A 12166-nucleotide genomic window follows, 5' to 3' on the forward strand; every position below is an offset into this window, starting at 1 on the left:
ATTTATTATGCTTATAGATGGTTCAAAAATAGCAGAATTTTGTAAGGTCCTGCGGGAGGGCGGACAGAAAGTGGTATTTACCAATGGCTGCTTCGATATTCTTCATGCAGGACATGTAAGATATTTAAAAAAAGCCCGCTCCTTTGGGGACTGTTTGGTGCTGGGCCTTAATAGTGATGCCTCCGTAAGGCGCATTAAGGGGCCTACCCGGCCTATTAACTGTCAGGAGGACAGGGCAGAGGTGGCAGATGCCTTGGGGTGCGTGGATTATGTAGTATTTTTCGACGAGCCTACAGCTGAGTCACTTATTACCAAGGTCCATCCAGATGTTTATGTAAAGGGTGGAGATTATACCTTGGAGACATTGCCGGAGGGGCAAATAGTAAAGGGCTACGGCGGTGAGGTGGAGCTGGTAACTCTCGTTGAGGGTCGTTCCACCACCAATATCATCAATAAAATTCAGGCAGGTGACAGCAATGGCTAATATAAAAAGTGTTCTTGTAGTAAAGCTTAGTGCCATTGGTGATGTGATTCACGCCCTGCCGGTGTCCTACGCCATTAAGGAGACATATCCGGATGCAAAAATTACCTGGGTAGTGGAGCCACCGGCTTACGATTTATTAAAGGATAACCCATATATAGACAAGATTATTGTTTTTGAAAAGAAGAAATTTAAGTCCTTTAAGGGCTTTTTAAAAAATTACGGACCTTTTTCAAAGATAATCAGGGCAGATCGTTATGATGCTTCCTTGGATTTACAGGGCCTCTTTAAGTCTGCTGCTATAGTTTGGAATGCCAAGGCCCGTCTTCGTCTTGGCACCTGCAACATGCGGGAAATGTCCCATAAAATAAGTCGCCCGGTAGTTGGTCCTAATTCCAATGGTCACATTGTGGAGCGTTATCTGGACGTGGTCAGGGCTCTGGGGTGTAAAGTGGAAAATGTGGTATTTCCCATGGAGATTACAGAGCGTGACCGTATAGGGGCTGAAGGAGCTATGCAGCAGGCGGGAGCACGTATGGAGAATCCCTATGTGGTGCTGGCTGTGGGAGCCAACTGGCCCAATAAGCGTTGGCCAACCAGATACTATGCCCAGCTGTCTGACTGGCTTTATGGGATGAAAATTATTCCAGTTATTATCGGTGGTGGTGTTTTGGACAGCACATTGGCGGCAGATATTGAAGCTGCGGCAGAAATTCCACCGATTAATTTAGTGGGTAAAACCTCCTTAAAGCAGCTTGCCTATATTATTCAACAGTCTCAAGCTGTAGTTGGTGGCGATACTGGACCGGTTCACCTCTCTGCAGGCCTTGGAAAGCCAACGGTCATGGTGATGGGGCCTACAGATGCTAACCGTAATGGTCCTTATGGACAGCTGGAAAATGCTATTGAGGCCAACCGTCCATGCAAGTATTGCTGGAAAAGGGCTTGTCCTAAGGGACTGGAGTGCCTGTCAGTGATTCACCCAGATGAGGTTGAAAAGAAGCTGTTGGCACTGCTAAAAAATGACAAGTAAAGGTATAAAAAGTATCTATGAGGAACTACAACAATATTCTGGTCATTAATCTTATGCATATTGGTGACTTAATGCTGGCTACGCCGGTCTTGAGAACATTGAGAGCAAATTATCCTAATTCCAGAATAACTCTGCTGGCGGATAAGAAGCTGGCAGATCTGGTGGTGCATAATAAATGGATTAATGAGTGCTTATTGATAGATAAAAAGGGTGCAGATAATGCATTGCCAGCCTTTGTAAAATTCATTAAAAAGGTTCGTCAGAAAAAATATGACCTGGTAATAAATCTTCATCGCAACGAGAGAGCATCAGCCTTGGCGGCCTTTAGTGGGGCCAAAACCATTGTGGGCTACAGCAAGCCCATATTTTCTCTGTGGTTTACAAAGGTAATGAACAACCCTTCAGTGGCTCATCATATCGGCTGGGGACCATTTCATTTGTTTCCGCCATATAAGTATGTACCAGGCTGGGAGCATCAGGTCCATGCCCATATTAATGTTTTAAAAGAATCATTGGATATTGAGAAAATTGATGACGGCGGACTGGAAATGTGGGTGGATGAAAAGGATACCGCCTCTGCTGATAAAATTTGGCAGGACAGCTTTCCAAATGATACCAAGGTGGTGGCCTTTAATATAGGTGCCAGCTGGATAACCAAACGATGGATTGATAGTTATTTTGCCCAGTGTGCTGACCAGCTTTTAGATAAGGGCTACGGGGTGGCGTTCTTTGGTGGTCCTATGGATACAGAAATTGTTAATAAGTGCATTTCCCAGATGAAAAATAAGGACAGTGAGCTTATAAAAGTATTTACTGGAAAGCTGTCTTTGGCAGAGCTGGCGGCCATGTTGAGAAAATGTGCCCTTATGCTCACTACAGATTCTGGACCAATGCATGTGGGAGTTTCCCAGAGTGTACCAGTGGTTACCATGTTTGGTGCCTCTCCGGTGCCGGGTTTTTATCCCTATGATGCCAAGGATGTGCTCATAAAGAGCCCTGAACCATGCCATCCATGTGGAATTCATCAGTGCCCACATGATAGGGATAGGAATTTGGCATGTATGAAGAATATTACAGTAGAAACCGTTATGAAATACGTATGGGAGCTGCTGGAAAAATACGAAGATCAGGCGGGAAATATGCCAAGAGAATATGGTGCATATCAGTGCCGTGTCGTAGAAGCAACAAAAGCGGAGTAAGGAGGAAGTAGTATCATGACCACAAATAAGGATAGATTAAAGGAATTTGTCACCTCAGGCATGTCCAAGGTGCATATTCTTGTGGTAGGTGATGTAATGCTGGATAAGTATTACTATGGAGAAGTAACCAGAATATCACCGGAGGCCCCTGTGCCAATTACCCGTGTGGTTGACACCAAGGACACCATGGGTGGTGCTGCCAACGTAGCCCATAACTTGGCCCTTCTTGGTTGTAAAACATCTATTGCTGGTTTTGTGGGTGATGATTACCATTGCCAGACCTTGGTGGATAAGTTTATTTCCCGTGGCATAGACTATAAGGGAATAATTTATCGTGAGGAGCCTACTACCACCAAGCTACGTGTTATAGGCGGCCACCAGCAGATGCTTCGTCTGGATTTTGAGGATACAGAGCCGGTGAAGCCTCTGTATGCAAACCGCCTCTTGAATTATGTGGAGCAGTCACTGGATGATGTGGATGCGATTATTCTCTCCGATTATGGCAAGGGAGCCTGCACTGATGAGGTTTGTGAAAGTGTCATTGAAATGTGCAACAACGCTCAGGTGCCTGTATTGGTGGATCCAAAGGGACGTGACTGGAGCAAGTATACCAATGCGGATTTCATTACTCCAAATGTAAAAGAAATCAATGAAATTTTAGAAAAGCCTATTAAGAATCGTGATGAGGCCATTAAGCAGGCGGCTACATACATCATGAGCAAATTCAAGATTAAGAATGTATTGGCTACCCGTTCTGAGTGCGGTATGTCCATGGTAACGCCAACGGAGACAGTTCATATTCCTACAAAATCTCAGGAGGTTTTTGATGTATCTGGTGCCGGTGATACTGTTATAGCTGTATTTGCATTGGGTATCGCAGGAGGTCTGATTCCTCGTGAAGCCGCATACCTTGCAAATTTGGCCGCCAGTGTTGTTGTAGGTAAGCTGGGTACTTATGCCGTAAGCAAGGATGAGCTTGAAGGTGTGCTTTTACAGACCATAGCGTCTGAGGAGGATAAATAGTAAATGATTATCGTAACCGGTGGTGCCGGCTTTATCGGCAGCAATATTGTAAAAGAGCTTAACCGTCAGGGACGCAGTGATATACTCATCGTTGACGATTTAAATAACCGCAAGGAGCAGAGTCAGTCCTACCGCAATCTTCGTGGTTTGCAGTTTATAGATTACATGCACAAGGATGACTTCCTCACTGCCATTCAAAATAAGGAATTTGATGGCGTTGATGTGGATGTAGTGTTCCACGAGGGGGCCTGCTCCGATACCATGGAGTATGATGTAAACTATATGATGAAGGCCAATTATGAGTATTCCAAGGCTGTACTTCATTTTTGCATGGAGCATCGGATTCCATTTCTTTATGCCTCCTCTGCCTCCACCTATGGTGCAGGAGAAAATGGCTTCCGTGAGGGGGACGAATGTGAGGATGCCTTGAATCCGTATGCCTATTCCAAGCTGTTGTTTGACCGTTATGTGCGTCAGGTGATGTCCGATACCCAGAGCCAGATTGTTGGCTTGAAGTACTTTAATGTATATGGTCCTCAGGAGCATCACAAGGGAAATATGGCCTCCATTTTCTATCAGCTGTATCATCAGGTGAAAAATGATGGAGTATGCCGTCTTTTTGAAGGCTGGGGCAAGTTCAGTGATGGTACCGATGTACCAAATGGCGGTCAGAAGCGTGACTTCATCTACGTCAAGGACGTGGTAAAGGTAAATCTTTGGTTCTGGCAGCATAAGGGACCAAGCGGAATTTATAACTGCGGTACAGGCAAGGCCCATACCTACAATGAGGTGGCTGACAGCGTAATCAAGGCACTGGGCACTGGTAAAATTGAGTACCGTGATTTCCCGGAGGTATTAAAGGGCAAGTATCAAAACTATACTGAGTCTGATACCACCAAGCTGTTGGAGGCTGGCTACGATCAGGGCTTCTATGATATGTATGAGGCTGTAAAGGAATATTGTGACTTCCTTGATGCCGGCGGCTACTTTAAATACGGCAAATAGGTATTTTTATGAAAAAGGCAGTTTTTTTTGACCGTGATGGTACCCTAAACGAAGAGGTCCATTACCTTCACAAAATCGAAGACTTTAAGTGGATAGAGGGCGCTATAGACGCCATAAAGTATTGTAATGACAATGGTTATTTGGCCATTGTCATTACTAATCAGAGCGGAGTTGCCAGAGGGTTTTATCCGGAAAGCGATATTATGAAGCTCTATGATTGGATGAATGCTGATTTGGCAAAGCATGGAGCCCATCTTGACGGTATTTATTATTGTCCTCACCATCCTGCTGGCAAGGTGAAGGAATATGCTATAGACTGCGATTGTCGTAAGCCAAAGCCAGGTATGCTCTTTAAGGCTCAGAAAGACCATAACATTGAGCTAAAATCATCTTATCTTATAGGGGATGGTGCCAGAGATGTGGAATGTGCTGAGACTGCTGGAGTGAAGGGAATCCGCTATATAGGTGGCAATCTTTATCAGGCCCTTGTGGACGGTATAAAACAGTAATTATTGATTTAGAATTGAGGATACATAATGAAAATTATTCAGATAGCCCATGCACTTACAAAGGATGATGCCGCCAGCCGGCAACTTATCAATATGGATTCCATGTTTCGCGAGCTGGGCTACGATACGGCTATGTATGCTCACAAGGTTGACAGCCAGCTGGGTGATGCTGTGCAGACAATGGAGGTTTTTCAGGCGGAGAAGGAAGATATTGTCATATATCATATGACCACTGGAACTTCCTTTAATGACTGGGTAGCAAAATATCCTCAGAAAATTGTTATGTACTATCACAATATTACTCCGGCAAAATTTTTCTTTGGAAATGCTTGGGGGTCTTGGTGGAAGTGTATTAAAGGCCGTCGTCAGCTGAAAAAGATAGTAAAGAATACATTCTTTTCCTGGGCCGCATCAGAGTACTCCCGCAAAGAGCTGGAAGAGCTTGGCTTAAAGCACACCAAAGAACTTTCCATTGCTGTAGAGCCGGAAAAGTATACTCATTATGAGCCTATTCAGGAAATGCTGGATAAGTACAATGATGATGTTACAACTTTGCTAATGGTGGGCCGGGGAGTTCCACATAAAAAGCTGGATGAAGCTATTGCAGCCATTGCCTGGTATAAAGAGAATATTTCTGAGAAAATACGACTGGTATTAGCTGGTAATATAAAACCAAGCTATGGTAAAAAACTTCACAAAATGGTGCAGCAGCTTAAGGTGGATGAAAATGTAATTTTTACCGGGAAGATTTCCAATGAGGAGCTATGTACCTGGTTCCGTATTACTGCTGGAGTGTTGTCCCTTAGCGAGCATGAAGGCTTCTGCGTGCCATTGGTGGAAGGCATGATTTTTGAAAAGCCAGTTTTTGCTTATGCTTGCTCTGCAGTGCCGGAAACCTTGGGGAATGCTGGTGTGCTGATTCAAGATAAGTCACCAAAGAATATAGCTACCATCATCCATGATGTGCTTGAGGATGAAAATAAACTGGCAGAGCTGTTCAAGGGCAGGAAACAGCGTTTGGAAGAATTGTCTTGTAAGAAACTTTTAGAGCAGTTAAAACAAGACATGGAAGAAATAATAGAGCTGAAGAAACAACAGCTATAATAAGGATGTGTTCCTAAATATGCCTAAACTCACCGTATTGATTTTGGCCAAAAATGAAGAAAAGAATATTGAGGATTGCGTAAAAAGTGCCCTTTTTGCCGATGAGGTGCTGGTAATTGATGACTTCAGCACGGATAATACTGTGAAGCTTGCCGAGGCATTAGGGGCAAAAGTAATCCAGCATCCTTTGGATGATAACTGGGGCCAGCAAAAGACCTTTGGAATAAATGAAGCCCAAGGGGATTGGATTTTCTTTTTGGATGCAGATGAGCGCATCACAGAAGCATTGCAGACAGAAATAAGCAAGGCTGTAGGCAGTAATGAAAAATATGCCTATTATACAGCACGGCTGAATCATTTTTGCGGCAATGTGGTAAGGCATTGTGGTTGGTTTCCGGATTATGGTATTCGCCTTATACCTAAAGAAGGTTCCTCTGTTACGGGATATGTTCATGAACAGGTACATTACAATTGCCCGGAAAAGCATTTTCCCAAATCTGCCTATATGCTTCACTATACCTATGTATCTTGGGAACAGTATCTAAGAAAGCTCAATAACTACACCACTTTGGGGGCTAAAAAGCAGTATGATGCTGGAAAAAGGGCAGGACTCTTAGATATTATTTTTCACACATTATTTGGTGTAATAAAAATATTCTTTATTCAGCGGGCCTTTATGGATGGCATGACGGGGGTGTTTCTTACCGTTGGTCATGGTGTAAGCGTATTTATGAAGTATACCAAGCTCTACTATTTAGGCAAGGGTATTGGGGAGAAGAGTTGATATTCATGAGTGAAAACAAGCTTCAAAGCTATATTGCTTTGGGGAAACAGATATATGATATAAGCAAGACAAGGGAAGCACGCCGTTATTATGTGTTTTTGCTTCGCTCGTTGCGCTATAGGAGTAGGTTAAATAGTCTGCAGCGGCATTTTAACAGCGATCCGTTATTGAAAGAAATACAGAAATTATATCCATTCGTTTACGAGCAGCCTACCCGTGCATTTTTCTTTAATAAATCTACTTTTGATGAGCGGGCCAATATAGTTAAAAATCATTTGGATTATTTGGCGGATAAGTTACAGCCAGAGGTGTTGAAGGATTTATATCAGGAAAAGAACCTCACCATATGGGATGGGGGCGAAATAGATGGTCAGCACTTTCGGGCGGTTCTGTATTATGAAGCCGGTCAACGTAAGGAAGGCATGATGTCTGTAGTTTTACGCCTGGACAACAAGCCTCTTTATCAGATTATTTTTTGGATAGCTCCTGATAAAAAAGAAAATTGGTCCATGTGGATAGGGGCCATGCAGGGGCCCAATATGGACGATGCCAAGGAGATTGTTAAGAAAATAACCAACAGCTGTCATCGTTATCGAACAAAGAATTTGATTTTGTATATTGCTCAGGCTGTAGCCAGAATTTTAGGTCTGCAGAAGATATATGCTGTAACTAATTATGGATATTATGCCAATAATCATATCCGCACTGATCGTAAGTTAAAGACCTCATTTAGTGATTTCTGGGCGGAGGCCGGTGGGCATTCAACTGCGGATGAACGGTTCGATGAACTTCCGCTGGTGGAGCCACGTAAGACCATGGATGAGGTTCCAACTAGAAAGCGTGCCGTTTACAGACGTCGTTTTGAATTATTAGATACGATAGATGCTGCAATAGCAGAGTCAATAAAGAAAATGCTTCGATAGAAAATTAGCGTAAGAAAATGTTATAAATGAGTACACTGGGATGGTGGAAGATAGTGTTTAATTTGGATAAGTTTATTAATAAATATGTTACCAAACGGGAACAGAGTATGTTTCTCACCGATATTGAGGACAATAAAGAGCAGTTAAGTAGGAAAATATCTGATAAAACTGTTCTTGTTATTGGTGGGGCGGGCTCAATTGGTTCATCATTTATCAAAGCCATTTTGCCATTTAAGCCAGCAACTCTTGTCGTAGTGGATACAAATGAAAATGGTTTGGCAGAGCTGACCCGTGATTTGCGTTCAACGAAAGGAATGTACGTACCATATGATTATGTACCATACCCTATGAATTTTGCATATACGGTGTTTGAAAAGATGTTCAGAAGTCGTGGTGGTTTTGATATTGTGGCCAATTTTTCCGCTCACAAGCATGTCCGTTCGGAAAAAGATATTTATTCTGTGGAAGCTCTCTTACAGAATAATGTTTTACAGGCCAAGAAGTTATTGGATTTGTTGGCAGAAATTCCTCCGGAGGAATATTTCTGCGTTTCTACGGATAAGGCTGCAAATCCTGTAAATATAATGGGTGCCAGCAAGCGCATTATGGAAGATGTTATTTTTGCTTACTCCGATAAATTCCCAGTAAAAACTGCGCGTTTTGCTAATGTTGCTTTTTCTAATGGCTCACTTCCAGCGGGATTCATTGCCAGACTGCAAAAGCTTCAGCCTATCAGTGCACCCTCTGACATAAAGCGTTATTTTGTGTCCCCAGAGGAAAGCGGGCAAATTTGTATGTTGTCCTGTATGTTGGGAAATAACCGGGAAATCTTCTTCCCTCGTCTTGAAGAGGCCCAGATGATGACCTTTGATAAAATAGCCACAGCTTTTTTGAAAGAACATGGTTATGATGTATTGGAATGTGACAGCGATGAGGAAGCTATTGATAACGCTATTGAATTAAAGAATGGAAGTAATAAATATCCAGTACATTATTCTGGCTCCAACACCTCTGGCGAAAAGGCCTATGAGGAGTTTTATACAGATGCTGAAATGGTTGATATGAACCGCCTTAAATCTTTGGGTGTGGTAACTGGTAAAGAGATACCTGACAAGGCAAAAGTCGCGGCATTGTTTGATAAATTAACAGCTGTATTTGATAAAGAGAATACCACCAAGGAAGAAGTGGTGGCTATAATGGCGGATTATTTGCCAAATTTTGAACATATTGAAACTGGAAAGTCACTGGATAGCAAAATGTAATTTGTGGGAGATGTAAATGTGAACAGATTTGTACCTTTATCTATACCAAATTTCGAAGGAAATGAACGAAAATATGTAGACGATGCCATTGAACAAGGCTGGGTTTCCACTGGTGGCTCCTATATTACCAATCTTGAGAAAAAGCTGGCAGATTTTTTACATACAGATAATGTGGCTGCCTGTCAGAGTGGTACAGCTGCGTTACATCTTTCTATGGTGGAGGCTGGCGTACGCCCTGGAGATGTGGTATTGGTTCCACCACTCACCTTTATTGCTGCGGTAAATCCAGTAAAATATCAGTTCGCCACTCCAATATTTATCGACTGTGATGACAGCTTTTGTATGGATCCAATAAAATTACAGGCATTTTGCGAAAATGACTGCAGCTTTGATGGAAACCAGCTTCATTATCATAATCAAGCAGTAAAGGCTGTAGTGGTGGTTCACGTCTTTGGCAATATGGCAGATATGGTTGCAATTATGGATATTGCCAAGAAATATAACCTCAAAGTAATTGAGGATGCTACTGAGGCTTTGGGCAGTAAATATACAGTGGGTCCTTTTGCTGAAAAATACGCTGGCACGATTGGTGATTTTGGCTGTTATTCCTTTAATGGAAATAAGATTATAACCACTGGTGGTGGTGGTGCTGTTACCGCCAACGATACAAAGGTTGTGGATCATATCAGATATTTGTCTACCCAGGCGAAGGATGATGTTCATTATTACATTCATAATGAAGTGGGCTATAACTACCGAATGACTAATCTCCAAGCTGCCTTGGGAGTAGCTCAGATGGAAGAATTGCCAGATTTTATCCACCGTAAGCAGTCCAATTTTGAGCTATATTGTGAACTGTTTGAGGGCTTTGAATATGGAAAGATGATAGGATTCCGCGAGGATATTTACTCCAATATGTGGTTTTATTCTTTGGAAATCAATCGTGATAAAGTTAAAGCAAGTATGCGTGATATTATCACGGCACTGGAAAAGTGTGGGGTTCAGACCCGTGCTATTTGGGGGCTCATTAATGAGCAGATACCATATAAGAAAGAGGTAACCTATAAGCTGGAAAAGGCACCATATTATGCAGAAAGGATTTTAAATCTGCCGTCCAGTACTCAAATAACCAAGGAAGAAATTGAGTTTGTTGTTGAGCAGGTAAAGAAAGTGTTGGGGGAATTTGCTCATGAATAAGGAGCGAATAAAGGTGTTTATAAGCACATTACCACTAACAGTGGTAGAAGCTATGGCAAAAATAGATAGCCACGCCAGTGATGCGGGCATTTTATTTATTGTAGATAGTTCACAGGCCTTAATCGGTTGTATAACTGATGGTGATATTAGACGGTGGATATTAAAGGGTGGTGAACTAACAGCTTCAGCTGAAGCTGTTATGTTTAAAAATCCGGTTAGTTTACCTGTTCACGAAAAAAATAGAGCTAAATCCATAATGGTGGAAAAATCCATTACAGCGGTACCGATTTTAGATAGTCGTTATAGAATTATAGATATTGTTATACTGAAGGAGATTAGTAATGCATCCTTATCGCATAAAAGTCTCAAAGGCGTACCAGTAGTTATAATGGCTGGTGGCAAAGGTACCCGCCTTTACCCGTTTACCAAAATCCTCCCTAAGCCTCTTATTCCTATTGGGGACACTCCTATCGTTGAGCGTATAATTGACTGTTATGTAGAATACGATATTAATGAATATTACATGACAGTTAATTATAAAAAAGGGATGTTGCGTTCCTATTTTAATGATTTGTCACCTCAATACAAGGTAAAATTTGTCGAGGAAGATAAGCCTTTGGGAACTGGTGGTAGTATCAAACTAATAGAGGATAAGTTTGATAGGCCTCTTTTTGTAACGAATTGTGATGCATTGATAAGGGCAGATTATGCTGATATATATGAGCATCATATTAATTCGGGTAACGATATTACCATGGTCTCAGCATTAAAAAATATTACGGTTCCTTATGGTGTTGTTAATTCAGGAGTGAATGGTGAGTTGCTTTCCATGGAGGAAAAACCAACACTTTCCTATTTTATTAATACTGGTATGTATATCATTAATCCTGAAACTATTGATTTGATACCAGCTGATACCTTGTTCCACATGACTCATTTGGTGGAAAAAGTAATTAAGAGTGGCGGCAAGGTTGGTACGTATCCTATAAGTGAGGATTCATTCCTGGATATGGGTGAGTTTGAAGAAATGAAGCGAATGGAGCAGAAGTTGAATATAATTTCTGAGAAATGATTATGGAAGATATTGTGATAGTTGGCTTTGGTGGTCACGCGAAAAGTGTGGCTGACTGTATTGAACGGGAAGGAAAATACCATATAGTTGGTTACACTGATTTACAAAAAGCAGACTCGCAGTATTCCTATATGGGAACTGATGATGAGCTTCAAGCTATTTTTGATAGTGGTATAAAAAATGCTGCTATTGGTGTCGGCTATATGGGGAAAGGTGAAATCAGGCGGCAGCTTTATAGTAAGTTGAAAGACATTGGTTTCAAATTACCAATTATTGTAGATCCATCAGCTAGTGTCTCTGATACAGCTGCAATCGGGGAAGGGTCTTTTGTGGGTAAAGGTGCAATAATAAATACTGAGGCTGGTGTTGGCAAGATGGTTATTATCAACACAAAGGCTCTTGTTGAACATGAATGTGTTGTGGGGGATTATGCCCATGTGGCTGTTGGGGCAGTATTGTGTGGGCAAGTTAAAGTTGGAGAAGCTGCCTTTATTGGAGCGAATGCCACAGTGATACAGTGTCGTGAGGTAAAGGGTAATGCCATCATTCCGGCGGGAGCTACTATTAGATAAGG

General features: G+C 42.1%; 13 protein-coding genes. All 13 read left to right on the plus strand.

Annotated elements, in window-relative coordinates; genetic code table 11:
* Nucleotides 1-7: 7 nt before the first annotated feature.
* Genes rfaE2 through T355_RS0105240 form a run of 13 tightly spaced genes read left to right on the plus strand, consistent with a single transcriptional unit; the run spans nucleotide 8 to nucleotide 12164 of the window.
* Nucleotides 8-484 (plus strand): D-glycero-beta-D-manno-heptose 1-phosphate adenylyltransferase, encoded by a 477-nt coding sequence (rfaE2, locus tag T355_RS0105180; RefSeq protein WP_051555387.1) that lies wholly within the window; start codon nucleotides 8-10, stop codon nucleotides 482-484.
* A gap of 1 nt (nucleotide 485) precedes the next feature.
* Nucleotides 486-1514 carry a glycosyltransferase family 9 protein gene (locus T355_RS0105185; RefSeq protein ID WP_027396825.1) on the plus strand — a complete coding sequence of 343 codons (1029 nt, stop codon included), beginning with the start codon at nucleotides 486-488 and terminating at the stop codon, nucleotides 1512-1514.
* Between the two features lie 17 nt (nucleotides 1515-1531).
* Nucleotides 1532-2713 carry a glycosyltransferase family 9 protein gene (locus T355_RS0105190; RefSeq protein ID WP_027396826.1) on the plus strand — a complete coding sequence of 394 codons (1182 nt, stop codon included), beginning with the start codon at nucleotides 1532-1534 and terminating at the stop codon, nucleotides 2711-2713.
* A 15-nt stretch (nucleotides 2714-2728) separates the two neighbouring features.
* The gene (gene rfaE1, locus T355_RS0105195) at nucleotides 2729-3736 is read left to right on the plus strand and encodes a D-glycero-beta-D-manno-heptose-7-phosphate kinase (RefSeq protein WP_027396827.1); all 1008 of its coding nucleotides are present in this window, start codon (nucleotides 2729-2731) and stop codon (nucleotides 3734-3736) included.
* A gap of 3 nt (nucleotides 3737-3739) precedes the next feature.
* Nucleotides 3740-4741 (plus strand): ADP-glyceromanno-heptose 6-epimerase, encoded by a 1002-nt coding sequence (gene rfaD / locus T355_RS0105200; protein WP_027396828.1) that lies wholly within the window; start codon nucleotides 3740-3742, stop codon nucleotides 4739-4741.
* Nucleotides 4742-4749: 8 nt separating this feature from the next.
* The gene (locus T355_RS0105205) at nucleotides 4750-5250 is read left to right on the plus strand and encodes a D-glycero-alpha-D-manno-heptose-1,7-bisphosphate 7-phosphatase (protein ID WP_037329866.1); all 501 of its coding nucleotides are present in this window, start codon (nucleotides 4750-4752) and stop codon (nucleotides 5248-5250) included.
* A 27-nt stretch (nucleotides 5251-5277) separates the two neighbouring features.
* Nucleotides 5278-6354 (plus strand): glycosyltransferase family 4 protein, encoded by a 1077-nt coding sequence (locus T355_RS0105210; protein ID WP_027396830.1) that lies wholly within the window; start codon nucleotides 5278-5280, stop codon nucleotides 6352-6354.
* Between the two features lie 19 nt (nucleotides 6355-6373).
* A complete protein-coding gene (locus tag T355_RS0105215) occupies nucleotides 6374-7138 on the plus strand; it encodes a glycosyltransferase family 2 protein (RefSeq protein ID WP_027396831.1) in 765 nt (254 codons plus the stop codon).
* 5 nt (nucleotides 7139-7143) lie between these two features.
* Complete coding sequence (locus T355_RS0105220) at nucleotides 7144-8061, plus strand: VirK/YbjX family protein (protein ID WP_037329869.1); 918 nt, start codon at nucleotides 7144-7146, stop codon at nucleotides 8059-8061.
* 53 nt (nucleotides 8062-8114) lie between these two features.
* Complete coding sequence (locus tag T355_RS0105225; protein ID WP_027396833.1) at nucleotides 8115-9323, plus strand: polysaccharide biosynthesis protein; 1209 nt, start codon at nucleotides 8115-8117, stop codon at nucleotides 9321-9323.
* 18 nt (nucleotides 9324-9341) lie between these two features.
* On the plus strand, nucleotides 9342-10520 hold the full coding sequence (locus tag T355_RS0105230) for a LegC family aminotransferase (RefSeq protein ID WP_027396834.1): 1179 nt from the start codon (nucleotides 9342-9344) through the stop codon (nucleotides 10518-10520).
* On the plus strand, nucleotides 10513-11592 hold the full coding sequence (locus T355_RS0105235) for a nucleotidyltransferase family protein (protein ID WP_027396835.1): 1080 nt from the start codon (nucleotides 10513-10515) through the stop codon (nucleotides 11590-11592). Before T355_RS0105230 ends, T355_RS0105235 begins: the two co-directional genes overlap by 8 nt.
* Before the next feature lie 2 nt (nucleotides 11593-11594).
* Entirely contained in the window at nucleotides 11595-12164 is a 570-nt protein-coding gene (locus tag T355_RS0105240; RefSeq protein ID WP_027396836.1) for an acetyltransferase, read from the plus strand.
* Nucleotides 12165-12166: the final 2 nt, after the last annotated feature.

Source organism: Anaerovibrio lipolyticus LB2005, assembly GCF_000621545.1.
GTDB classification, from domain to species: domain Bacteria; phylum Bacillota; class Negativicutes; order Selenomonadales; family Selenomonadaceae; genus Anaerovibrio; species Anaerovibrio lipolyticus_A.

Coding starts and splice junctions, on each gene's coding strand:
- T355_RS0105215 (WP_027396831.1), top strand. CDS start 6,374: ATGCCTAAACTCACCGTATTGATTTTGGCCAAAAATGAAGAAAAGAAT.
- T355_RS0105240 (WP_027396836.1), top strand. CDS start 11,595: ATGGAAGATATTGTGATAGTTGGCTTTGGTGGTCACGCGAAAAGTGTG.
- T355_RS0105210 (WP_027396830.1), top strand. CDS start 5,278: ATGAAAATTATTCAGATAGCCCATGCACTTACAAAGGATGATGCCGCC.
- T355_RS0105220 (WP_037329869.1), top strand. CDS start 7,144: ATGAGTGAAAACAAGCTTCAAAGCTATATTGCTTTGGGGAAACAGATA.
- rfaD (WP_027396828.1), top strand. CDS start 3,740: ATGATTATCGTAACCGGTGGTGCCGGCTTTATCGGCAGCAATATTGTA.
- rfaE2 (WP_051555387.1), top strand. CDS start 8: ATGCTTATAGATGGTTCAAAAATAGCAGAATTTTGTAAGGTCCTGCGG.
- rfaE1 (WP_027396827.1), top strand. CDS start 2,729: ATGACCACAAATAAGGATAGATTAAAGGAATTTGTCACCTCAGGCATG.
- T355_RS0105235 (WP_027396835.1), top strand. CDS start 10,513: ATGAATAAGGAGCGAATAAAGGTGTTTATAAGCACATTACCACTAACA.
- T355_RS0105205 (WP_037329866.1), top strand. CDS start 4,750: ATGAAAAAGGCAGTTTTTTTTGACCGTGATGGTACCCTAAACGAAGAG.
- T355_RS0105190 (WP_027396826.1), top strand. CDS start 1,532: ATGAGGAACTACAACAATATTCTGGTCATTAATCTTATGCATATTGGT.